Source organism: Flavonifractor porci (assembly GCF_037572415.1).
GTDB lineage: Bacteria > Bacillota > Clostridia > Oscillospirales > Oscillospiraceae > Flavonifractor > Flavonifractor porci.
The window spans coordinates 32,572-57,007 of the sequence record NZ_JBBHLB010000018.1; the positions used below are offsets into that span (position 1 = coordinate 32,572).

Sequence of the window (24,436 nt, forward strand, 5' to 3'; positions counted from 1 at the left end):
AATGTAAGGAAAGGTGAACATCATGAAGCTGAAAAGATTGATCCCCTCGGTCCTCTCTCTTGCACTGGTCGTTTCCCTGGCCGCCTGCGGCGGCAACGGCGGCAGCGCCAACACCCCCGCTCAGAATGAGACTACCCCTGCTCAGGGCGAGACTACCCCGGCTCAGACCGAGGGCGACGGCTCCCTGCAGCGTGTCCTGGACGCCGGCAAGCTGGTCATCGGCGCCGAGGGCAACTGGATCCCCTATGTGTACAACGAGGACGGCACCGGCGAGCTCACCGGCTTCGAGGTGGAAGTAGCCAAGGAAGTGGCCTCCCGCATGGGCGTGGAAGCTGAGTTCCAGATCTCCGACAGCTGGGACCCCGTTATGGCCGGTCTGGACGCGGGCCGCTGGGACATCGTCATCTGCGGCGTGAACCCCAAGCCCGAGCGTCAGGAAAAGTATGCCTGCTCCATCGCCTACGCTGAGAACCCCTTCTGCCTGGTGGTCAACGGCGACAACACCGAGATCACTTCCTTCGATGATCTGAGCGGCAAGCTGTGCGCCAACTCTCCCTCTTCTGTGGCTGGCCAGATTGCCACTGAGTATGGTGCCACCACCGCCGACACCGACCTGACCGGCGCTATGGAGATGCTGAATACCGGCCGTGCCGACGCCCACATCAACAACGTGGCCGCCGTGGACGAGTATATGCAGAGCCGCCCCGACGTGAACGTGAAGATCATTGACACCTACGAGCCCAAGGAGGGCGAGGAGTATATGATCCAGTCCTCCGCCATGTGCCGCAAGGAGGATCAGGACCTGTGCAATAAGGTTTCCGAGATTCTCCAGGAGATGATTGACGACGGAACCCTGTACGACCTGACTGTTGAGTACTTTGGCCAGGCTGTGGCTGACAGCACCAGCATCTATCAGTAACATTAAGCAATGGACCGGGGCGCCCCCTCAGGGCGGCGCCCCGGTCAGATAAAAAAGGAGGCGGGCTGCGATGAAGCTACTTGAGCTGTTTATCAGTTCCTTCTGGCCCATGTTCAAAGCTGGACTTACAATTTCCGTGCCGCTGATGTTGGTATCCTTTGCCCTGGGCCTGGTGTTGGCTTTTGCGCTGGCCCTCATGCGGATGTCCAACTTCAAGCCCTTCAAGGGTATTGCCTGGTTCATCGTCTGGGTCATCCGCGGCACGCCTCTGCTGACTCAGATCTATGTGATCTTTTTCGGCCTGCCGGCGCTGGGTATTGTGCTGGCTCCCATTCCCTCGGCCATCCTGGCCCTGACCATCAGCCAGGGCGCCTACAACTCCGAAGTGATCCGCGCTGCTTTGGGCTCCATCCCCAAGGGCCAGTTTGAGGCCTGCCGGGCTCTGGGCCTGAACAAAATACAGACCATGCGGAAGGTCATCGTTCCTCAGGCCGCCCTGGTGGCGGTACCCTCCCTGGGCAACTCCTTTATCAGCCTGCTGAAGGATACCTCCCTGGTGTCCACCATCACCGTGGCCGAGATTATGATGACGGCCAAGACCATCAATGCCACCGCCTTTGAGCCCCTGCTGCTCTATGTGGAGGCCGGCGTGGTGTACCTGATCTTCAGCACCGTCCTGACGCAGCTGCAGGGAATGCTGGAGAAGAAGCTGGGCAAGCATCTGGTTGATTCCAGAGCCTGAATAAGAGAGGCAATGACTCATGTTACATTTGAATACACAGGGCCTGCGGGATACCGCGGCCTGGGAGGCGGCGGGCATCGCCCTTCCCCGGTACCATGTGCAGACGGTGCGTAAGCGCACCTGGGAGAGCCCAGCCTGGGTCCATTTTGGCGCGGGCAACATCTTCCGGGGCTTCCTGGCCGCCGCCCAGCAGACCCTTTTGAATACCGGCGGAGCCAATACCGGTATCATTGCCGCCGAGTCCTTCGATTTTCAGATCATTGACAATGTCTATACCCCTTACGACAGCCTGAGCCTGCTGGTCCGCATGGCGGCCGACCGCCCCAATCAGATGGAGGTGATCGGCAGCGTGGCCGGGGGCCTGAAGGCCGACTGCCAGGGCCCCGACTGGGACAGGCTGGTGAAGGTATTCCAGGCTCCCACCCTGCAAATGGCCAGCTTTACCATTACAGAGAAGGGCTACGCCCTCACCGGGCTGAAGGGTGATTTGCAGCCGGTGGTGGAGCGGGACCTGGAGAGCGGGCCCGACTGTCCCCGACACACCATGTCCATCGCCGCCGCCCTGCTCTACCGGCGATTCCAGGCGGGGGGAGCCCCCATCGCCATGGTGAGCATGGACAACTGCGCACAGAACGGCCAAAAGCTCCAGGACGCGGTGGAGCGCATCGCCGCCGGATGGCTGGAGCGCGGTCTGGTATCTCAGGACTTCTTGACCTGGCTGACCGATAGAAGCAAAGTGACCTTCCCCTGGTCCATGATCGACAAGATTACCCCCCATCCCTCCCAGAAGGTACAGCAGGAGCTGGAGGGCCTGGGCCTGGCGGATATGACCATCAGCAAAACCAATACCGGCACCCTCATTGCCCCCTTTGTCAACGCGGAGATTACCGAGTACCTGGTGCTGGAGGATACCTTCCCCAACGGGCGGCCAGCTCTGGAACAGGCGGGGGTATACCTCACTGACCGGACTACTGTGGAGAAGGCGGAGAAGATGAAGGTAGGCACCTGCCTCAATCCCCTGCATACCGCTCTGGCGGTGTTCGGCTGCCTGTTGGGTTACACCTCCATTGCTGCTGAGATGGGAGACGCCGACCTGAAGGCCCTGGTGGAGCATATTGCCGCCGAGAGCCTGCCGGTGGTGGAGGACCCGGGCATCCTCAGCCCCCGTGCCTTTATTGACGAGGTGCTGAACAAGCGTTTTCCCAATCCTGCCATACCCGATACCCCCCAGCGCATTGCCGCCGACTGTTCTCAGAAGATCCCTGTCCGCTACGGCGGAACCCTGCAGCGGTATGAAAAGCGGCCCGATCTGGACCTGTCCGGCCTGGTGTACATCCCTCTGGTGTTTGCCGGCTGGTGCCGGTACCTGCTGGGCGTGAACGACCAGGGCAGGGAGATGCCGGTGAGCCCCGATCCGCTGGCGGCTCAGCTGCAATCCTATCTGACCGGAATCACACTGGGCCAGCCGGAGTCCTGTACCGATCAGCTTAAACCCATCCTGTCCAACGCCGCCATTTTCGGCGTGGACCTGTACCAGTCCGACCTGGGCCGGAAGGCGGAGGAGGCCTTCCGGGCCATGCTGGCCGGACCGGGCGCGGTGCGTGCCGCCCTGCGGCATTATTTATCGCTCTGACGGAGCACAAGGAGAGAGATAGTCATGAAGATGACGTTTCGCTGGTATGGGAGCCAGATGGATCCTATCCCGCTGCGCTATATCAAGCAGATCCCCAACATGAGCGGTGTGGTCACCTCCCTGATGGATATGCCCGCGGGCGCCCTCTGGCCGGAGGAGCGTATCCAGGCCCTGAAGCGGGAAGTCAATGACGCGGGCCTGGAGATGGAGGTCATTGAGAGCGTCAATGTCCATGAGGATATCAAGCTGGGCCTGCCCAGCCGGGACCAGTACATCGAAGCCTATCAGGAGACCATCCGCCGTCTGGGCAGGGCGGGGGTCAAGGTGATCTGCTACAACTTTATGCCCGTGTTCGACTGGACCCGCAGCGACCTGTTCAAGCCCAGGCCTGATGGGGCCACCGTGCTGGCCTATGACCAGGCGGTCATTGACCGCATCACCGATCCCCAGGCCTTTGCCGACCAGATTCAGCAGGGAGCGGGGGAGTTTGAGATGGCGGGCTGGGAGCCTGAGCGCATGGCGGAGATCAAATCCCTCTTTGCCCAGTACGCCAGCGTATCCCACCAGGACCTGCGCAACAATCTGGCCTATTTCCTGAAAGCCATCATTCCCGTCTGCGAGCAGTACGACGTGAAAATGGCCATCCACCCCGACGATCCACCCTGGGACATCTTCGGCCTGCCTCGGATTTACACCAGCGGAGCGGATATCCGACAGATCCTGGACCTGGTAGACAGTCCTTATCACTGCCTGACCTTGTGTTCCGGGTCCCTGGGCTCCAACCCCAACAACGATATTCCTGCCCTGGTGCAGGAGTTCGGCAGTCAGGGCCGCATCCCCTTCGCCCACGTCCGCAACATCAAGTTCACCGGACCCGGCCAGTTCGAGGAGGCGGCTCACTTCTCCGACGATGGCAGCCTGGACCTGTATGAGATCATGAAGGCTTACTACGACGTGGGGATGGACTTCTATGTCCGTCCCGATCACGGCCGGATGATCTGGGACGAGAAGGGAAGGGCGGGCTACGGCCTGTTCGACCGGGCGCTGGGCGCTTCTTATCTCAACGGCCTGTGGGAGGCCATTGAAAAAGACCACAGATAACAGTGCGCGGCGCGTCCGGCCGGGGTGAAAGCCGCGTGCCGGACGCGCCCCTTCTTTGTGAAGAAAACAGGAGGCATAACTATGGACGCCATTTCCAAGCGCATTTCTGAGATCGGCGTGGTGCCGGTCATCAAACTTAACCATCCCCAGGAGGACGCCGCTCCGCTGGCTCATGCCCTGTGCGCCGGCGGGGTGCCGGTGGCGGAGGTTACCTTCCGGGCCGCCGGAGCCGCCCAGGCCATCCGCCTTATGACTGAAGCCTGCCCAGATATGCTGGTGGGGGCGGGTACCGTCCTTACCACCGATCAGGTGGACCAGGCTCTGGAGGCCGGGGCCAAATTCATCGTTACTCCCGGCCTGGACCCGGATATCGTTACCTATTGCCAGAGCAAAGGTGTGCCCGTGTTCCCCGGCTGCACCACCCCCACCGACTACCATACTGCCAATAAGCTGGGGCTGGAGGTACTGAAGTTCTTCCCTGCGGAGCAGTCCGGCGGCCTCAGCAAGATCAAGGCCATGAGCGCCCCCTTCCCCATGTTCAAGATCATGCCTACCGGCGGCATCTCCCTGAAAAACCTGAAGGAGTACCTGTCCAGCAGCGTGATCTGCGCCTGCGGCGGCTCCTACATGGTTACCGCCGATCTCATCGACAATCACAAGTGGGACGAGATCACCGCACTGTGTCAGCAGTCGGTGGCCATCGTCAAGGAGGTACGAAATGGCTAAAGTTGTTACATTCGGCGAGCTGATGCTTCGCCTGGCCCCCAACGGCTATTACCGCTTCTTCCAGAACGACCAGATGCAGGCCACCTTCGGCGGCGGCGAGGCCAATGTGGCGGTCTCCCTGGCCAACTACGGTCTGGACAGCGTGTATGTCACCAAGCTGCCCGCCCACGCCATCGGTCAGGCTGCCGTGGACTCCCTGCGGTACTTTGGAGTGGATACCTCCAAGATCGTCCGGGGCGGCGACCGGGTAGGTATTTACTACCTGGAGAAGGGAGCTTCCCAGCGGGGAAGCGTGTGCATTTACGACCGGGCCCACTCCTCCATTGCCGAGGCCCGGTCCGGCGACTTCGACTGGGACGCCATTTTTGAGGGGGCCGACTGGTTCCATTTTACCGGCATTACCCCCGCCCTTGGCCCCAATCTGGTGGAGCTGTGCCGCCAGGCTTGTGAGGCGGCCAAGGCCCGGGGCGTCAAGATCTCCTGCGATCTGAATTATCGGGGCAAGCTGTGGACCCGGGACCAGGCCCGGGTGGCTATGACCGACCTGTGCCGCTATGTGAATGTGTGCATCTCCAACGAGGAGGACGCCAAGGATGTGTTCGGCATCGAGGCCGAGGGCAGCGATATCTATGGCGGCAAGCTGAACAAGGCGGGCTATGAGAGCGTGGCCAGGCAGCTGATGGACAAGTTCGGCTTTGAGAAGGTGGCCATCACCCTGCGTACCTCCATCTCCGCCAGCGACAACGACTGGGCCGGAATGCTGTACGACGGCAAGGATTGCTGCTTCTCCAAGGAGTACCACCTCCGCATCGTGGACCGGGTGGGCGGCGGCGACTCTTTCGGCGCCGGGCTGATCTACGCCCTGCTGTCCGGTAAGTCCTCTCAGGAAGCCATCGAGTTTGCTGTGGCGGCCTCCGCCCTGAAGCACTCGGTGGAGGGAGACTACAACCGGGTCACCGTGGCCGAGGTGGAGAAGCTGGCCGGCGGCGACGGCTCCGGTCGGGTACAGCGGTAACAGAACAAGCATGGACAGCTGGACCATTTGGTCCAGCTGTCTGTTTCAAAGGAGGGTCGGGATGAAAACATTGAATTATCAGGTCCTGAAGGAGAGCGGCTACACCGGCTATGTGCTGGAACGGGCGCCGGAAAAGGTGCTCCAGTTCGGCGAGGGCAACTTCCTGCGGGCCTTTGCTGACTGCTGGTTTGATCTGGCCAACGAGCGGGTGGGGTGGAACGGTAAGTGTGTGCTGGTCCAGCCCATCCCCCAGGGCCTGGCAAAAGAGATCAACGCCCAGCAGGGGCTGTATACCCTGTGCCTGCGGGGACGGGAAAACGGCCAGCCGGTGGACCGGCGGCGGGTGATCTCGGTGGTGAGCCGCTGCCTCAACCCCTATGAAGGGGAGGACTGTCAGGCCATGCTGGAGGTGGCTGCCTCCCCGGAGCTGGAGTACATCGTGTCCAACACCACCGAGGCGGGCATCGTCTACGACCCCGCCTGCAAGCTGGAGGATCAGCCTCCCGCCTCCTTTCCCGCCAAGCTGACCCAGGTGCTCTACCGCCGCTGGCAGGCCGGACAGCCGGGCCTTGTGATCCTGTCCTGTGAACTGATCGACAACAACGGAACGATCCTGCAGGACTGTGTGGAGCGCCACGCCGCCCAATGGGGACTGGAGGAGGCCTTCCTGGAGTGGTTGAAGGGATGTACCTTCTGCTCCACCCTGGTAGACCGCATCGTGCCCGGCCGCATCCGGGACCGGGCGGATCAGGCTGAACTGGAGGCGGAGCTGGGCTACGCCGACCCCCTGCTGGATGTAGGGGAGGTCTTCGGCGTCTGGGTCATCCAGGGGCCGGAGTGGCTGGCGGACAAGCTGCCCTTCCGTGCCGCCGGGCTCAACTGTCCGGTGGTGCCTGATGTGACCCCCTACAAGCACCGGAAGGTGCGGATACTCAATGGCGGCCACACCGGCTTTGTGCCGGGGGCCTACCTGGCGGGCTTCGATATCGTTCGGGACTGCATGGCCCACCCGGTGGTGCGGGGCTTTCTGGAGCAAATGCTCTACCGGGAGATCATCCCCACCCTGGAGCTGGACCGGACTGACCTGGAGCAGTTTGCCAAAGCGGTGGAGGACCGGTTCGACAACCCCTTTGTGGACCACGCTCTGCTGAGCATCTGCCTCAACACCGTATCCAAGTGGCGGGCCCGCAACCTTCCCAGTCTGCTGGCCTACCAGCAGCAGACGGGACAGCTGCCACCCTGCCTCACCATGAGTCTGGCGGCAGCCATCCAGTTCTACTGCGGACACATGGAGGAATTGACCAATCAGGGACTGCTGTGTCGCCGGAGCGACGGCACAGCCTACACGGTCTCCGATGACCGGTGGGTGCTGGAGTTTTGCTGGGCCCACCGGGGGGACAGTGCCGGGGAACTGGTACAGGCCATCCTGAGCCACGAGCAGATGTGGGGCATGGACCTGACGGCAGTGGACGGTCTGGCGGCGGCGGTAACTGTGGATATGGTAAAAATTCGGGCCGATGGGGTGCTGGCCGCATACGCCGCCTGCCTGGAGGAAAGCACATGAAGCTGATCCAGATTCAGATGGGAGACAATGTGGCGGTGGCTCTGTCCCCGGTTGAGGCGGGGGAGCAGGTAAGCGTTGGCGGATGGACTCTGACAGCGGCAGAGTCCATCCCGCAGGGCCATAAGCTGGCGCTTGTGCCTCTGAAGCCGGGAGATCTGGTGTACAAATATAGCTGCGCCATCGGACGGGTCACCGATCCCGTACCGGCAGGCGGGTGGGTCCACACCCACAACATGACCACCAATTTGTCCCCCCACACCCACTTCTCCTACCGCCCGGCGGCCCAGGCTCTGGAGCCGGAGGAGCCGGAGCAGTTTCTGGGCTATCTGCGGCCCGATGGCCGGGCGGCAACCCGCAACGAGATCTGGGTGCTGCCCACCGTGGGCTGTGTCAATGAAATCGCAAACCAGCTGGCAGATGACAACCAGGACCTGGTGGGGGGGAGCGTGGAGGGGCTTTACGCCTTTCCCCACCCCTATGGGTGCAGCCAGACGGGGACGGACCACGCCAACACCCGGGCCATTCTGGCGGGACTGGCCCGCCATCCCAATGCGGCGGCGGTGCTGGTGGTGGGGTTGGGATGCGAGAACCTGCAATGCAGCCAGCTGATGGAGGATCTGGGTCCGGCTTCGGAGCGGGTGAAGTTCCTGGTGTGCCAACAGGTGGAGGACGAACTGGCGGCAGGCCGGGCCTTGCTGGAGGAGTGTGCCGCCTATGCCGCTCAGTTCCAGCGCCAGCCTGTGCCGGTGAGCAAGCTGGTGGTGGGCCTCAAGTGCGGCGGTTCCGACGGCCTGTCCGGTATTACCGCCAACCCGCTGGTGGGGCGGTTCAGCGATCTGCTGGTGGCCCGGGGAGGGAGCGCCATCCTCACCGAGGTGCCCGAGATGTTTGGTGCCGAGGAGCTGGTGCTGGGCCGCTGTGCCGACGAAGGGGTGTTCCGTCAGGCGGCGGAGATGCTCCAGGGATTCCGGGATTATTTTGTCTCTCACGGCGAGAACGTCTACGAAAATCCCTCCCCCGGCAATAAGGCTGGGGGGATCACTACCCTGGAGGACAAGTCCTGCGGCTGTGTCCAGAAGGGAGGCACCGCCCCCATCGTGGGGGTGGTGCCCTACGGCGGTCAGGTAGTGCGGCCCGGATTGAATCTGCTGTGGGGTCCGGGCAACGACCTGGTTTCCACCACTGCTCTCAGCGCGGCGGGAGCCCACTTGATCCTCTTCACCACCGGACGGGGCACGCCCTTCGGGGCGCCCGCTCCCACACTGAAGATCTCCAGCAACAAGGCGCTGGCCGCCCATAAGCCCCAGTGGATCGACTTTGATGCCGGTACCGTGGCGGAAGGGGAGAGCATTGGTCACGCGGCGCGGCGGCTGTTCCATCTGGTGCTCCGCACGGCCGGAGGCGCTCCCACCAAAAGCGAGGAGGCGGGCCGACGGGGGATCGCTATCTTCAAGAACGGTGTAACGCTGTAGGGCAGCGGTGAAAAATACCACATGGTAGGATAAAAAATCCTTCTTTCCAAAACAGGATAAATCAGGTAAACTATAGCCAGCTAGGTTAGGCCCCACAGGAACCACATCTGTTATGGAGGTAGGACATGAGAAAGACGAAAATCATCTGCACCCTTGGTCCGGCGGTGGACGACGAGGAGACCCTGCGCCAGCTGATTCTCAAGGGCATGAACGCCGCCCGCTTTAACTTTTCTCACGGCACCCATGAGACCCATCTGGCCCAGCTTACCAAACTGAAGCGGGTACGGGACGGACTGGGCGCGCCGGTGGCCACCATTCTGGATACCAAGGGCCCTGAGATCCGGGTCAAGACCTTTGAAAACAGTCCGGTGACCCTGGAGCGGGGGCAGACCTTTGTGCTCCACACCGATGATGTGCCCGGTGACCAGAACCAGGTGTCGGTGACCTATCAGAACCTGCATAACGAGGTGGGACCCGGCTGCCGTATCCTGGTGGATGACGGCCTCATTGAGCTGAAGGTGGAGCGCATCGAGGACACTGGCATTGTCTGCGAGGTGGAGAACGGGGGTCCCCTGTCCAGCAATAAGTCCATCAACATCCCTGACGTGCCCATCCACCTGCCTTCCCTCACCGACAAGGACCGGGACGACATCAAATTTGCCGTGGAAAACGACTTTGATTTCATCGCCGCCTCTTTTGTCCGCAAGGCCAGCGACGTGGAGGATATCCGGGCCGAGCTCCACAAGCATGAGGGGGGCGACAAGGTCCACATCATCGCCAAGATCGAGAACCGGGAGGGTGTGGACAACATCGAGGCCATTCTTGCCGCCTCCGACGGCATCATGGTGGCCCGGGGCGACCTGGGGGTGGAGATCCCCGCTCATGAGGTGCCTGTCCTCCAGAAACAGATGATCAAGGCCGCCACCCAGAAAGGTCTGCCCGTCATCACCGCCACCCAGATGCTGGACTCCATGATCCGTAATCCCCGGCCCACCCGTGCCGAGGTGTCCGACGTGGCCAACGCCGTGTTCGACGGTACCTCCTGCGTCATGCTCTCCGGCGAGACTGCCTCCGGCAAGTATCCGATTGAGACTCTGGAGACCATGGTGGCCACCGTCACCGCCGCGGAGGAGGCCATCGACTACTGGGGACGGTTCCGGGAGCGCAACCTGCTGCCTGAGATCAGCGGCATTAGCGATGCCATCACCCATACCTGCTGCCTGACTGCTATGGATTTGAAGGCCACCGCCATTCTGGCCCCCACCAAGTCGGGCTATACCGCCAAGGTGATCTCCCGCTTCCGGCCTGGCTGCGGCATCATTTCCCTCACCCAGAGCGAATCTACCCGCCGCCAGCTGGCCATCTCCTGGGGCGTGTATCCCTTCCTGTCCGGCGAGGTGGATTCCACCGACCGGATGTTCTCCCTGGCTGTGGATGTGGCGCGGAAGGAAGGGGTGGTGAAGCCCGGCGAGACGGTGGTCATCACCGCCGGCGTGCCTCTGGGCAAGTCGGGCACCACCAACCTCATCAAGGCCCAGGTGGTGGAAGAGGGCCTGTAAACGCCATGTCCCTTGAACAAAACCGGGTGCGCTTCGGCGCACCCGGTTTTCTGCCTTGACAAAAAGGGGAGTGAGCCGTTATAATAAAACATACCAGCGGTATGTAAAAGGAGGGGCACCATGGCTCGCAACAAATATCCTGAGATCACCGAGGAGCGGATTCTGGACGCGGCCCAGCGCCTTTTTCTGGAGAAGGGCTACGAAAGCACCACCATCCAGGACATTGTGGACGAACTGGGAGGGCTGACCAAGGGGGCGGTCTATCACCACTTCAAGTCCAAGGAGGAGATCATGGACGCGGTGGGCGATCGGATGTTTCTGGAGCACAATCCCTTTGAGGCGGTGCGGGGACGGAGCGATCTCAACGGGCTGGAGAAGCTGCGGGAGGCCATCCGGCTCAACCAGGCGGACGGGGCCCGCACCACCATGACGGCCCAGTCCATCCCCTTGACCCGGAACCCCAGAGTACTGGTGGGGATGATCGATTCCAACCGCCGCATCCTGACCCCCTATTTCCAGGAACTGATCGAGGAGGGGAACCGGGACGGCTCCATCCATACCCAATATTCCCGGGAGTTGGCGGAACTGCTGCCGCTGCTTACCAGCTTGTGGCTGCTGCCCACTGTATTCCCGGCCACCAGGGAGGAGATGCGGCGGAAGTTCACCTTCATCGGGGAGATGCTGGAGCAGATGGGCCTGCCCCTGTTTGACGATACCATCCGGCCCCTGGTGGACGAATTTTTCCAGCGTATCCCTGAGTATGATTAAAATTGCCTTCGGGCAATTTTAATTGGATATATACATTCATTCAGAAGGTATGTAAAAGAGTCTTTTTCTTTGGATAAATACATACCAGATGAAGGTATGAAAGGAGACAAAGATATGGAAGCATATGTCATCGTGGAGAAAGGACTGGCCAAAATCTTTGAGAGGAGAGGGAAGGTATAAAATGCAAAAGGAAAACCTGCGGAACCGGAACTTTCTGCTGCTGATTTTCGGGCAGCTCAGTTCTCTGATGGGTAATTATACCCTGAAATTTGCCCTTTCCATGTATGTGCTGGAGCAGACCGGCTCGGCGGCGGTTTTTGCTGCCCTGCTGTCCATGGGCCTGCTGCCCACCATTCTGCTCTCTCCCCTGGGAGGCGTTCTGGCCGACCGGGCCAACCGGCGGACCGTGATGGTGGCGCTGGACGCCTTGTCAGGGACAGCGGTACTGTTAGCCGGGCTGCTGCTGCTCCTGGACCACGATATCGTGGTCATCGGCGGATTGCTGGTGGTCCTGTCGGTGCTGGGCGCGTTTGAATCCCCCACGGTCCAGGCCTGTATCCCTCAGATGCTGACGGGAGACGCTCTGCTGCGGGGGAATGCGGCGGTCAACCAGGTATCGGCCATCGCAGGCCTGGCAGCCCCCTTTACCGGAAGCTTCTGTTATACCGCCTTTGGGTTGCTCCCGGTGCTGTGGGGGACGGCTGGCTGTTTCTGCCTGACCGCCCTGCTGGAGCGCTTCATTCAACTGCCGTACCGGAAGGAGACGGATACCATGGAGATACGCGAGGTCATTTGCCGGGATTTGGCGGAAAGCGCGCGCTTTCTCTATCGGGAACAGCCCGATATTTTAAAACTGCTGCTGCTGGCGGCTCTTGCCAGCACATTTGTGGCGGGGGTAGTAGTGGTAGGCTTTCCATTTTTGGTGCGGTCGGTGCTGGGCCTGTCCTCCCAGCTCTACGCCGCGGCGGAGAGCGTTATGGGGGCTGCGGCCATTGGCGGGGCGCTGTGCGTGGGCCTGCTGGCGGGCAGGCTGCGGCCGCGGGGACTGGCAGGTATTCTGACCGGCTTTGGACTGTGCCTCTTCCCGGCGGGCGCCGCCTTCTTGCTGCCCCTGGAGCCTATGGGCCGGTATCTGGTGCTGCTGCTTGCCTTTGCGGTCAGTCAGTTTGGATGCAGCGTCTTTTCCACCTATGCCATTTCCATGATCCAGGCCAGAACGCCGGAGCGGCTGATGGGCAAGGTCATGTCCTGCGTCTTTACCCTGTCCCTGTGCGCCCAGCCTCTGGGACAGATCCTGTACGGCGCGCTGTTTGACTGGTGCGCCGGCGAGGCCTATTGGGTGCTGCTGCCCAGCGGACTGGCGCTGTGTTTGCTGGGGCTGGGCTCCGTCCGGCTTTTCCGGGTCATGGAGGAGGAGTCGGGAAGGGGCACGCCATAAGAGGTGTTGAGAGTCGGCAAACTATCTGGTATAATGTTTTTAGCTGAATCCAAGAACAGGGAGCGAACTGCCCGGCTTCCTGACAGAAAGGATAGGTGCCCCAATGGCCCCAAAGACGCAGTATACCGTGGTCGTGGCCGACGACGAGGATGAGCTGAGAGAAGCGGTGTGTACCATGATCCCCTGGCAGGACTATGGTTTTTGCCTGGTGGGGAGCGCCAGCAACGGACTGGACGCACTCCAGCTGGTGGAAAAGCACGCTCCCGACCTGCTGCTTACCGATATCCGGATGCCTTTCATCTCGGGCATCGAGCTGGCCCGTCAGGTACGGGAGGTGCGTCCTGCCACCAACATTGCCTTTCTCAGCGGCTATGACGATTTTGAGTACGCCAAGCAGGCCATTCAGTATAACATCATCAGCTATATGCTCAAGCCTTTGACCATGGAAGGGCTGGGTGCGGAACTGCGTACCATTCGGCAGAAGATCGACGCCCAATATGCCATGTTCCGGCAGACCGGGCTCCGTACCGATGGACCGGACCTGCGGGCGGCCATGCTGATGCCTCTGGTGCTGGACGACTACGCCGAGCTGGAAGGGGAGACCCAGGCGGAGGGCTATGCCCGGCAGTGCGGCCTGCTGCGGGATGTGGACGACAAGCCGGGCTATACTGTGATGGTATCCACCCTGCTCAATGAGGATGGCAGCAACGGTACCGAACGCTCCTTTGTGGCGTCGGTGGATCGGCTGGCTGCCAAGTATCTGCGCAGCGTCAGCTTTTTCGCCTCTGGAAAGGTGATATCGGTACTGCTGGGCAATGCGTCGGACTTTGAGGAGTATCTTCACATCCTGGCCGACGAGATCCCCCAGATGGCGGACCGGGTGCTGGGCAAGCGATGCCGCATCGGTGTCAGCCGGATGGTGAGGGCCCTGACCGATCTGCACGGCGCTTACCGGGAGGCCATGGAGGCGCTGCGTCAGGGGGACCGGACGGAGGGAGGCGCCCAGTTCATCAGCGACCTGGCGCCCGCCGTCAAGGGAGGCGAACTGCTGTGCAAGCGGGCTCTGGAAGCCCTGGACCAGCACTATATGGAGGCCGACCTGTCCCTGGTGTCCCTCAGCGGGATGCTGGACGTCAGCCCCAACCACCTGAGCGCCTGCATCAAAAAGTATACCGGTGAGACCTTTATCAATATTCTGATCCGCAAGCGTATGGACGCCGCCCGGGAGCTGCTGACTTCCTCCGGCCTGAAGGTACAGGAGATCTCCCAGCGATGCGGCTACACGGACCAGCACTATTTCAGCTACTGCTTCAAAAAATATAGTGGGGAATCACCCAACGCCATGCGCCGCAGAATGGAGCAGGAAAGGATGGGTGAGGAGCCGTGAGGAAGCGCGGGATTGCCCGGAAAGGCCTGCGGATCACAACCATACTGGTGGCCATGGTGGTGGGAGTGGTGACGGTCGTCCTGTGCTGCTGCATCCTGCTGTTTCTGGACCGCTACCGGGACGCCATGATACAGAACGCCCGTACCAGCAGCAGTCAGGCGGTGTCCCAGGTGTCCACCACGGTGGCCAACTACCTGCGGGACATGGATCAGGCCATGGAGTTGGTGGAGCAGTCCATGCTGGAGAGTGCGGATAACCGGGACAGGCTGCTCACCGCCTTTTTGAACTTCCGGCCCGATGTGGTGGCGGTCACCAGCTATTCTCCCAGCGGGGAACTGACGAACTGCTGGTCTCTGGGACGGAAACCCAGGGAAAAGATCAGTCAAAATCTCTCCTTTGATCTGGAGAAAGCCAGAAACGCCCGGTTCCCCTATATGACAGCGCCCCATGTGGAGACCATTTTTGAGCGCTATTACCCCTGGGTGGTGACCATGACTGCCCCGCTGGAGCAGGGGGGAGGGGCCGCCTGGGTCTCTCTGGACCTGAGTTTTTCCAGCATCTCCAGCTACATCAACAACATCAGCATCGGCCAGCGTGGTTACTGCTTTTTGATGGATGAGGCGGGCAATATCGTCTATCATCCCCAGCAACAGCTGCTGTACGCCGGCCTTAAAACGGAGAATACCACGGCGTTGGCCGCCCTGAAGAACGGTTCTTACGCCGATGATACCGTGATTTACAGCCTGACCGGCGTGGCGGACAGCGACTGGCGGGTGGTGGGCGTCAGCTATGTGGATGAGCTGGTCAACCGCAGCGTGCGGGATATGATCCATCTGTCGTTGCTGCTGGCGGTGGTGGTGCTGGCGGCGGCGGTGCTCACCAGCTGGCTGCTGTTCCGGCTGCTGGGCCGTCCTCTGCGGGGGCTGGCCTCCGCCATGGAGGATTTTGAAACCGACGCAGATCATTTTGCCTATCATCCGGTAGGAGGTACCCGGGAGGTGCAGGAACTGTCCGATTCCTTTGAGCATATGGTACTGCGGATCCAGCGGCTGATGACCACCGTGCGGGAGGAGGAGGTCAATCTCCGCAAGACAGAGCTGAAGGCCCTCCAGGCACAGATCAATCCCCACTTCCTTTATAATACCCTGGATTCCATCGCCTGGATGTGCGAGCAGGGCCGCAATACCGAGGCTGTGAAGATGGTCCACGCTCTGGCCCGGCTATTCCGTATCAGCATCAGCAAGGGCCATGAGCTCATCCCCATCGCCAAGGAGATCGAGCACGCCGAGAGCTATCTGCAGATCCAGAAGTACCGCTACAAAAATCAATTTACTTATGAATTTGAAGTAGACCCCCATTGCCTGGGGTATTACTGCAACAAGATCACCCTTCAACCCATCATTGAAAATGCCATCAACCACGGTCTGGACCTGATGGTGGACGAGGGCCACATCTGGGTGCAGGTGCGGCAGGAGGGAGAGGACATCCTCTTCCGGGTGCTGGACAACGGGGTGGGCATGAGCCGGGAACAGGTAAGCGCCATTCTCCAGCATGGCCCCAAGGATCGCACCGGAATCGGCATCAAAAACGTCAATGACCGGCTGAAGATCTACTTTGGAAAACAGTATGGGCTGCACATCAGCAGCGAACCCGACGTGGGTACCTGTGTGGAGATCCGGATGCCAAAGATACAGGAGGGGGATTATGAGGCGAAATAGATATGTCCCCCTGCTGCTGGCGGTGCTGGTTGGCATGACGCTGGGCGGCTGCGGGGGAAGCGGAGGAACCGGGGAGCGGTATACCGTGACGCTGGTTGCCAAGTCCACCCAGACGGAATTCTGGCTGTCGGTGTTTGCTGGAGCGGAGGCGGCCGCCACGGAGTACAATATGGAGCTTACCATTGTGGGGCCGGATACCGAGGAGGACTATGAGACCCAGAACCGGATGGTGGAGGGCGCGGCGAAGGCCGGTGCGGATGCCATCGTGTTTTCCGCCATTGATTTTGAAAACAACGCCGCTGCCATTGACGGCGCTGCCCAGCAGGGAGTCAGGATCGTGGCTATCGACAGCAATGTGGATTCCGATCAGGTGAGTACCTACATCGGCACGGACAACTACGCTGCCGGACAGATGGCGGCCCAGGCCGCCCTGGACCGGGTGGAGGGTCCGCTGAAGGTAGGGGTGGTCAATTACGACATCAGCAGTGCCAACGGTCAGGAGCGGGAGCGTGGAGCCACCGACCTGTTTTTGGAGAGCGGCCGGGCGGAGATCGTTTCTGTCATCAATACCCTGGCCGAGGCGGGCCACGCCCAGACGGATACGGCCGCCCTGTTGAAGGCATACCCGGAGATCAATGTGCTGTTGGCCTTCAATGAGCCCACCTGTGTAGGTGCGGCCCGAGCAGTGGAGGAGGGGGGACGCGCGGACGATCTGTTCCTGGTGGGCTTTGACTCCAATGTGGTCACCATCGACGGCTTGCAGGAGGGCTCGGTGGACGCACTTATTGTACAGAATCCCTATGCCATGGGCTACCTGGGGGTGGAGAGCGCCTACAAGCTGCTGGCCGGTCAGGGCGGCGTGGAGCAAACGGTAGATACCTCCACAAAGATCGTGGACCGGGACAATCTTTTTACCATGGACAGTCAAAAAGCGTTGTTTGCCTTCGAAAAACGTTGGAGTTAGCACTTTGCACAGTTTTGGGCCGTGTATTTTTTGTAGATTGTTCTATTCCCATAAATTTTTACCCTTCTTTCAGTGAAATTTCACCTTGTTTTTCCAGAGGACTTCCACTAATATTATAAAGTGTAAAGCGGGCGTGTGAGGAAGAACCCGCAAAACCCAAGGAAAAAGGAGAATTGCTATGAAGAAGAGAGTTCTTGCACTGTCCCTGTCCGCTGCCATGGCGCTCAGCCTGGCTGCCTGCGGCGGCGGCGGCGACACCCAGCCCTCCGGTCAGCCCTCCGGCTCCCAGCAGACTGGCAGCGGCAATGTTGCTGCCGAGGTCGCCAACAAGGATAAGCCCCTGGTGTGGTTCAACCGGCAGCCCTCCAACAGCTCCACCGGCGAGCTGGATATGACCGCTCTGAGCTTCAACGAGGATACCTACTATGTGGGATTTGACGCCAACCAGGGCGCTGAGCTTCAGGGCACCATGATCGTGGATTACATCAAAGCCCATGCCGCTGAGATCGACAAGAACGGCGACGGCGTCATCGGCTATGTGCTGGCCGTGGGCGACATCGGCCACAACGACTCCATCGCCCGTACCCGCGGCGTCCGCAAGGCCCTGGGTACTGCTGTGGAGAAGGACGGCGCTATCGACAGCACCCCCGTGGGCACCAACGTGGACGGCACCTCCTCCTATGTGCAGGACGGCAAGATCGAGGTTGACGGCAAGACTTATACGGTCCGTGAGCTGGCCTCTCAGGAGATGAAGAACTCCGCCGGCGCCACCTGGGATGCCGCCACCGCCGGCAACGCCATCGGCACCTGGGCCTCCTCCTTCGGTGATCAGATCGACATCGTGGCCTCCAACAACGACGGTATGGGTATGGCTATGTTCAACGCCTGGTCCAAGGAGAACAGCGTTCCCACCTTTGGTTATGACGCCAACTCCGACGCCGTTGCCGCTATCGCGGAAGGTTACGGCGGCACCATCAGCCAGCACGCCGACGTGCAGGCTTACCTGACTCTGCGTGTGCTGCGCAACGCCCTGGACGATGTGGACGTTGATACCGGTATCGGCACCGCTGACGACGCCGGCAACGTGCTGAGCGAGGACGTGTTCTATTATGACGAGGCTACCCGTTCTTACTACGCTCTGAATGTGGCTGTCACCGCTGACAACTACAAGGACTTCCTGGATTCCACTGTGACCTATGAGCCCGTTTCCAAGCAGTTGGACGCCACTGCTCACCCCACCAAGAATGTGTGGCTGAACATCTACAACTCCGCCGATAACTTCCTGGGCTCCACCTATCAGCCCCTGCTGCAGAAGTACGATGATCTGCTGAACCTGAATGTGGAGTATATCGCCGGCGACGGTCAGACTGAGTCCAACATCACCAACCGTCTGGGCAACCCCAGCGCCTACGACGCCTTCGCCATCAACATGGTGAAGACCGACAACGCCGCTTCCTACACCGGCCTGCTGAGCCAGTAATTGAGCGCGGGCCGCTAGGGCCAATCATGAATCAGAAAAAATAAACCGCTTGCTATTAGGGAGAAGGAATTCTCCGTACGGGAGGAGGAACTCTCCGTTCGGGAGAAGGAATTCTCCCTAATAGCACATTTTAGTGAAAACCGGCAGAATCAGACTTTTCGCTGAAACTGCTAATATGCTAAACGGGAGTAACGAGAATGGCAGATGCGAAAGATGATATTGTCCTGTCAATCCGCGGTATGTGCAAATCCTTTGGCCGGAACCGGGTGCTCGATCACATCAATCTGGATGTAAAGCGGGGCACGGTCATGGGACTTATGGGCGAGAACGGCGCCGGCAAGTCCACCATGATGAAGTGCCTCTTTGGTACCTATCAGAAGGACGAAGGAAAGATCCTCCTGAATGGTAAGGAGGTCAGCTTTTCCGGCCCCAAGGACGCCTTGGAGAACGGGATCGCCATGGTGCACCAGGAGTTGAATCAGTGCCTGGAACGGAACGTCATCGACAACCTGTTCCTGGGGCGCTACCCCACCAACTCCGCGGGTATTGTGGATGAAGGCGGGATGAAGAAAAAGGCGTCCGAGCTGTTCCGAAAGCTCGGTATGACCGTCAATCTGACCCAGCCCATGCGAAATATGTCCGTTTCGCAGCGGCAGATGTGCGAGATTGCCAAAGCAATTTCCTATAATTCGCAGGTGATCGTGCTGGATGAACCCACTTCCTCTCTGACCGTGCAGGAGGTGGACAAACTCTTTGAGATGATGCGGATGCTGAAGGAGCAGGGCATCGCCCTGATCTACATCTCCCACAAAATGGACGAGATCTTTGAGATCTGCGATGAGATCTCGGTCCTGCGGGATGGCAACCTGGTCATGACCAAGAGTACCAAGGAAACCAACATGAACGAGCTGATCACCGCCATGGTGGGCCGCTCTCTGGAGAGCCGTTTCCCTCCGGTGGACAATCAGCCGGGAGATACCATCCTCTCCGTACAGCACCTGTCCACCAAGTATGCCCCCCATCTGCAGGACATCACCTTTGATGTCCGGGAGGGCGAGATCTTCGGCCTGTATGGCCTGGTGGGTGCCGGCCGTACTGAGCTGCTGGAGACCATCTTCGGCGTGCGGACCAGAGCCGCCGGGCGCGTTTATTTCAAAGATCGTCTGATGAATTTCAACAGCGCCAAGGAGGCCATCGAACACGGCTTTGCCATGATCACCGAGGAACGTAAGGCCAACGGCCTGTTCCTCAAGTGCGACCTCACCTTTAATACCACCATTGCCAACCTGAAGCAGTACAAGTCCGGCGTGGCCCTGTCCACACCCAAAATGGTGAAGGCCACCAACAAGGAGATCAAGGTCATGCACACCAAGTGCATGGGGCCGGACGATATGATCACCAGTCTGTCCGGCGGTAACCAGCAGAAGGTCATCTTTGGTAAGTGGCTGGAGCGGGAGCCCCAGGTCTTTATGATGGACGAGCCTACCCGCGGCATCGACGTGGGCGCCAAGTATGAGATCTATGAGCTGATCATTCAAATGGCCAAGCGGGGAAAGACCATCATTGTGGTCTCCTCCGAGATGCCCGAGATCCTGGGCATCACCAACCGGATCGGGGTCATGTCCAACGGACATCTGTCCGGTATTGTAAACACCAAGGAGACCAATCAGGAAGAACTTTTGCGCTTGAGTGCAAAGTACCTGTAATGGAGGATGAGAGGACAGAACATCCGTGCAGCGAATGCTCTGATCGACATTATAGTGGGAGAAATTGCTTATGGTAGCAGATAACGAGAAAATTTTGACGGCTGAGCAGGAAGAAAAGCTGCGTCAGCCTATTGACGAGTATGTCGGTAAGATCCAGGATCAGATCGATGCCCTGCGGGCGGAGGGTACTGACAAAGTCATTGACATTCAGAATAAGATTGACAGCCTGAAGCGGGACAAGATCTACACGGCCCAGGAGAAGGCTGCCAAGCTGAAAGCGTATCAGGCAGAGCTGGCAAAGGCCAAAGAGGTGGAGGCCAAGAATAAAGAGCGGGTCTCCAAGCTGATCGCCGATGCCGAGGCCTATCTGAAAGCACACTTTAACACTGATTATTATCAGGCGGTCACCGCCAGCTGCAAAGAGGAGAAGCAGCAGGCTCTGGCCAATTACACCGCGGCGGTGGAGCAGCTCAACAAGGAGCACCAGGAGACGGTGTCCAAGCTGAGCGACCCCCACGAGATCAAGGACGAGAAATACGTCCATAAGAACCGCCTGTTTGACGCCAAGATGAAGCGGGCCAAGGACCTGCAGGAGATCAAGGACCGCCGCCATGCCGCCTTCGATCACAAGTTCCACCTGATCGATATGCTGCGGATGAGTAAGTTTACCTTCGGCGAGTCCATGGCCCAGAAGTGGGAGAACTACAAGTACACATTCAACCGCCGGGACTTCCTGCTGAGAAACGGCCTGTATATCGCCATCATCATCATCTTTATTGCCCTTTGTATCATCACCCCCATCCTGAAGGGACCCAGCGTGCAGCTGCTGACGGTGAACAACATCCTCAACATCCTGCAGCAGGCCTCCCCCAGAATGTTCCTGGCGCTGGGCGTGGCCGGCCTGATCCTGCTGGCCGGTACCGACCTGTCCATCGGCCGTATGGTTGGTATGGGCATGACGGCAGCCACCATCGTAATGCACCAGGGCATCAACACCGGCTCTGTGTTCGGTCATATCTTTGACTTTACCAGTCTGCCGGTCATCGTCCGGGTGTTCCTGGCCCTGGTGGTCTGTATCGTGCTGTGCACCATCTTCACCACCATCGCCGGCTTCTTTACCGCGAAATTCAAGATGCACCCCTTCATTTCCACCATGGCCAATATGCTGGTCATCTTCGGCCTGGTGACCTACTCCACCAAGGGCGTCTCCTTCGGCGCCATTGATCCCACCATTCCCAAGATGATCATCCCCCGCATCAACAACTTCCCCACCATCATCCTGTGGGCGGTGGCTGCTGTGGCCGTGGTGTGGTTTATCTGGAACAAGACCACCTTCGGTAAGAACCTGTACGCCGTGGGCGGCAATCCGGAGGCCGCTGCGGTTTCCGGTATCTCTGTGTTCAAGGTCACTGTGGGCGCCTTCATCCTGGCCGGCGTGCTCTACGGCTTCGGTTCCTGGCTGGAGTGCCTGCGCATGACCGGTTCCGGCTCCGCCGCTTACGGCCAGGGCTGGGAAATGGACGCCATCGCGGCCTGCGTGGTGGGCGGCATCTCCTTCACCGGTGGTATCGGTAAGATCTCCGGCTGTGTGGTGGGCGTGTTCATCTTCACCGCCCTGACCTATTCTCTGACCACTCTGGGCATCGACACCAACCTGCAGTTCGTGTTCTCCGGCATTATCATCCTTGTGGCTGTTATGCTGGACTGCCTGAAGTACGTGCAGAAGAAGTAATTGCATCAAGGAAAAGCGTGAAGCCGCTGCAAGGCAGACGCGGGGGACCGCTCTGCTTTGCAGCGGCTTTCCTCTGGACGTCCGTCCCGGTTGGGATTGGCTTTGGGGACGGAATGTGCTATGATGAAACAAACCGCCCGGAGGGTGAGGGGGATACCCGCCCTGTCCGGGCCCCAAAAGGAGAGAAGAACCATGCAAGAACTGGGCGCTGTGCGTCACGCATTGAACGCAGGAGAGCTGGACGGAGCGCTGAAGGGTCTGCTGTGTCACGACCTTGCCGCCGGCCGGGCCCGGGTGGCGGCCCTGCTGGACGGGTTCCAAAAGACCTTTGGAGCGGGGGAGGACACACCTGTGACCCTGTGCTCCGCCCCGGGCCGCACCGAGATCTGCGGCAACCATACCGACCACCAGCACGGCCGGGTGCTGGCCGGCGCGGTGGACCTGGACTTTTTGGCCTGCGCCGCCCCCAATGGCACCAACACCATCCGCTTCCAGTCTGAGGGCTGGCCCTTGGTGGAGGTGAACCTGGACACACTGGAGCCCAGGGAGGAGGAGAAGGAGTCCACCGCATCCCTGGTGCGGGGCATGGCGGCCCAGGCTGCCCGGCGGGGATATCCCGTGGCCGGCTTTGACATATATGCCGCTTCCGACGTGCTGCCCGGCTCCGGCCTGTCCTCCTCGGCGGCCTGCGAGGTGCTACTGGGTGTGATCGAGAACCATCTGTTCTGCCGGGACGAGCTGGACCCGGTGACCATCGCCCAGATGGGCCAGAAGGCGGAGAACATCTATTTTGGTAAGCCCAGCGGTCTGATGGACCAGACCGCCTCCTCTGTGGGTGGTGCGGTGGCTATCAACTTTGCTGACCCCGCCGCCCCTGTGGTGCGGACGGTGGCAGTGGATCTGGCCGGCCTGGGCTACGCTCTGTGTATCATCGACTCGGGCGCCAGTCACGCCGATCTGACGCCGGAGTACGCCGCGGTGCCCCAGGAGATGGGGGCTGTGGCCGCATACTTTGGCAAGCAGGTGCTGCGGGAGGTGGAGGAGGACCAGGTCATCCAGGCGCTGCCCCGGCTGCGGAAGGCGGTAGGGGACCGGGCGGTGCTCCGTGCCCTCCACTTCTTTGCCGATGATAAGCGAGTGGAGCAGGAGGCCGACGCCCTGGAGCAGGGAGATATGGATACCTTCCTGGCGGTGGTGAATGAGTCGGGCCGCTCCTCCTGGGATCTGCTCCAGGATATCACCCCCATCGGCGCGGTGAAGGAGCAGGCAATGGCGGTGGCCCTCACCGTGGCGGAGCGGGCCCTGGCCGGCCGGGGCGCCTGCCGTGTCCACGGCGGCGGCTTTGCCGGTACCATCCAGGCTTTTGTGCCGCTGGATCTGCTGGAGAGCTTCCGCAAGCAGGTGGAGGCCAGCCTGGGGGAGGGCAGCTGTCATGTGCTGTCCATCCGCCCTGTGGGCGGCACCGTTCTCTGGCCCTGAACAAGTGCATACAGTGAAGTGAAAGGAGCGCGTCTGAACAATGGCGATTTTGGTATTGGGCGGAGCCGGATACATCGGCTCCCATACGGTATATGAACTGATCGACGCCGGCCGGGACGTGGTGGTGGCCGACAACCTGCAGACCGGCTTCAAGGCCGCCGTCCACCCCAAGGCAAAATTCTATCAGCTGGACATCCGGGACCGGGGAGCCCTGGACACCCTGTTCCAGGCCGAGAACATCGAGGGCGTCATCCACTTTGCCGCCTCCTCCCAGGTGGGTGAGTCCATGTCCGATCCCCTGAAGTACTATGACAACAACCTCCACGGCACTATGGTGCTCCTCCAGTCCATGGTGGCCCACGGCGTTTACAAGATCGTATTCTCTTCCACCGCCGCCACCTACGGCGAGCCGGAGCGGGTGCCCATCCTGGAGGACGACCGTACCATGCCCACCAACTGCTACGGTGAGACCAAGCTGTCCATGGAGCACATGATGAACTGGGTATCCAAGGCCCACGGCCTGAAATATGTGGCGCTGCGCTACTTCAATGCCTGCGGCGCTCACATCTCCGGCCAGATCGGCGAGGCCCACGACCCTGAGACCCACCTGATCCCCATCATCCTCCAGGTGCCTCTGGGCCAGCGGGAGGCGGTCAGCGTCTTTGGCGACGACTATCCCACCAAGGACGGCACCTGCATCCGGGACTACATCCATGTCACCGACCTGGCCCAGGCCCACATCCTGGCCCTGGACTACCTGATGAAGGGCGGGGACAACAACGTGTTCAACCTGGGCAATGGTGTGGGCTTTACGGTGCAGGAGGTCATCGACGTGGCCCGCTCGGTCACCGGCCACCCCATCCCTGCCAGGATGGCCCCCCGCCGGGCTGGCGATCCCGCTCAGCTCATCGCCTCCTCCGAGAAGGCGGTAAAGGTGCTGGGCTGGAAGCCCCAGTACAACGACCTGAATACCATCGTGGCCTCCGCCTGGGCCTGGCACAAGAGCCATCCCAACGGCTTTGAGGAGGTCTGA

General features: G+C 60.4%; 19 protein-coding genes. All 19 read left to right on the plus strand.

What is annotated here, in order from left to right:
- Positions 1-22 precede the first annotated feature (22 nt).
- The 19 genes from WHJ28_RS13710 (at position 23) to galE (ending at position 24,436) form a co-directional block, all read left to right on the plus strand.
- The gene (locus tag WHJ28_RS13710) at positions 23-919 is read left to right on the plus strand and encodes a transporter substrate-binding domain-containing protein (RefSeq protein ID WP_340042622.1); all 897 of its coding nucleotides are present in this window, start codon (positions 23-25) and stop codon (positions 917-919) included.
- Positions 920-989: 70 nt separating this feature from the next.
- Positions 990-1,661: an amino acid ABC transporter permease gene (locus WHJ28_RS13715; RefSeq protein WP_340042623.1), complete on the plus strand. Its 672-nt coding sequence runs from the start codon at positions 990-992 to the stop codon at positions 1,659-1,661.
- 19 nt (positions 1,662-1,680) lie between these two features.
- Positions 1,681-3,294 carry a mannitol dehydrogenase family protein gene (locus WHJ28_RS13720; protein ID WP_340042625.1) on the plus strand — a complete coding sequence of 538 codons (1,614 nt, stop codon included), beginning with the start codon at positions 1,681-1,683 and terminating at the stop codon, positions 3,292-3,294.
- Positions 3,295-3,318: 24 nt separating this feature from the next.
- The gene (uxuA, locus tag WHJ28_RS13725; protein ID WP_340042626.1) at positions 3,319-4,395 is read left to right on the plus strand and encodes a mannonate dehydratase; all 1,077 of its coding nucleotides are present in this window, start codon (positions 3,319-3,321) and stop codon (positions 4,393-4,395) included.
- Between the two features lie 81 nt (positions 4,396-4,476).
- Positions 4,477-5,121 (plus strand): bifunctional 4-hydroxy-2-oxoglutarate aldolase/2-dehydro-3-deoxy-phosphogluconate aldolase, encoded by a 645-nt coding sequence (gene eda / locus WHJ28_RS13730; protein ID WP_340042627.1) that lies wholly within the window; start codon positions 4,477-4,479, stop codon positions 5,119-5,121.
- On the plus strand, positions 5,114-6,136 hold the full coding sequence (locus tag WHJ28_RS13735) for a PfkB family carbohydrate kinase (RefSeq protein WP_340042628.1): 1,023 nt from the start codon (positions 5,114-5,116) through the stop codon (positions 6,134-6,136). Before eda ends, WHJ28_RS13735 begins: the two co-directional genes overlap by 8 nt.
- A 61-nt stretch (positions 6,137-6,197) precedes the next feature.
- The gene (locus WHJ28_RS13740; RefSeq protein WP_340042629.1) at positions 6,198-7,700 is read left to right on the plus strand and encodes a tagaturonate reductase; all 1,503 of its coding nucleotides are present in this window, start codon (positions 6,198-6,200) and stop codon (positions 7,698-7,700) included.
- Positions 7,697-9,172 carry a UxaA family hydrolase gene (locus tag WHJ28_RS13745; protein WP_340042630.1) on the plus strand — a complete coding sequence of 492 codons (1,476 nt, stop codon included), beginning with the start codon at positions 7,697-7,699 and terminating at the stop codon, positions 9,170-9,172. Before WHJ28_RS13740 ends, WHJ28_RS13745 begins: the two co-directional genes overlap by 4 nt.
- Before the next feature lie 125 nt (positions 9,173-9,297).
- Positions 9,298-10,731, plus strand: a complete 1,434-nt coding sequence (gene pyk, locus WHJ28_RS13750) for a pyruvate kinase (protein ID WP_340042631.1) — start codon at positions 9,298-9,300, stop codon at positions 10,729-10,731.
- A 120-nt stretch (positions 10,732-10,851) separates the two neighbouring features.
- The gene (locus WHJ28_RS13755) at positions 10,852-11,499 is read left to right on the plus strand and encodes a TetR/AcrR family transcriptional regulator (protein WP_340042632.1); all 648 of its coding nucleotides are present in this window, start codon (positions 10,852-10,854) and stop codon (positions 11,497-11,499) included.
- A 181-nt stretch (positions 11,500-11,680) separates the two neighbouring features.
- Positions 11,681-12,937 carry an MFS transporter gene (locus WHJ28_RS13760; RefSeq protein WP_340042633.1) on the plus strand — a complete coding sequence of 419 codons (1,257 nt, stop codon included), beginning with the start codon at positions 11,681-11,683 and terminating at the stop codon, positions 12,935-12,937.
- 103 nt (positions 12,938-13,040) lie between these two features.
- Positions 13,041-14,324: a response regulator gene (locus WHJ28_RS13765; RefSeq protein WP_340042634.1), complete on the plus strand. Its 1,284-nt coding sequence runs from the start codon at positions 13,041-13,043 to the stop codon at positions 14,322-14,324.
- On the plus strand, positions 14,321-16,042 hold the full coding sequence (locus WHJ28_RS13770) for a sensor histidine kinase (protein WP_340042635.1): 1,722 nt from the start codon (positions 14,321-14,323) through the stop codon (positions 16,040-16,042). The genes WHJ28_RS13765 and WHJ28_RS13770 overlap by 4 nt, the downstream gene beginning before the upstream one ends.
- Positions 16,029-17,006 (plus strand): substrate-binding domain-containing protein, encoded by a 978-nt coding sequence (locus tag WHJ28_RS13775; protein WP_340042636.1) that lies wholly within the window; start codon positions 16,029-16,031, stop codon positions 17,004-17,006. Before WHJ28_RS13770 ends, WHJ28_RS13775 begins: the two co-directional genes overlap by 14 nt.
- Before the next feature lie 178 nt (positions 17,007-17,184).
- Positions 17,185-18,486, plus strand: a complete 1,302-nt coding sequence (locus WHJ28_RS13780; RefSeq protein ID WP_340042637.1) for a substrate-binding domain-containing protein — start codon at positions 17,185-17,187, stop codon at positions 18,484-18,486.
- 197 nt (positions 18,487-18,683) lie between these two features.
- Complete coding sequence (locus tag WHJ28_RS13785) at positions 18,684-20,192, plus strand: sugar ABC transporter ATP-binding protein (protein WP_340042638.1); 1,509 nt, start codon at positions 18,684-18,686, stop codon at positions 20,190-20,192.
- Between the two features lie 70 nt (positions 20,193-20,262).
- The gene (locus WHJ28_RS13790; RefSeq protein ID WP_340042639.1) at positions 20,263-21,924 is read left to right on the plus strand and encodes an ABC transporter permease subunit; all 1,662 of its coding nucleotides are present in this window, start codon (positions 20,263-20,265) and stop codon (positions 21,922-21,924) included.
- Between the two features lie 192 nt (positions 21,925-22,116).
- A complete protein-coding gene (locus tag WHJ28_RS13795) occupies positions 22,117-23,403 on the plus strand; it encodes a galactokinase (protein ID WP_340042640.1) in 1,287 nt (428 codons plus the stop codon).
- A 40-nt stretch (positions 23,404-23,443) separates the two neighbouring features.
- The gene (galE, locus tag WHJ28_RS13800; protein WP_340042641.1) at positions 23,444-24,436 is read left to right on the plus strand and encodes a UDP-glucose 4-epimerase GalE; all 993 of its coding nucleotides are present in this window, start codon (positions 23,444-23,446) and stop codon (positions 24,434-24,436) included.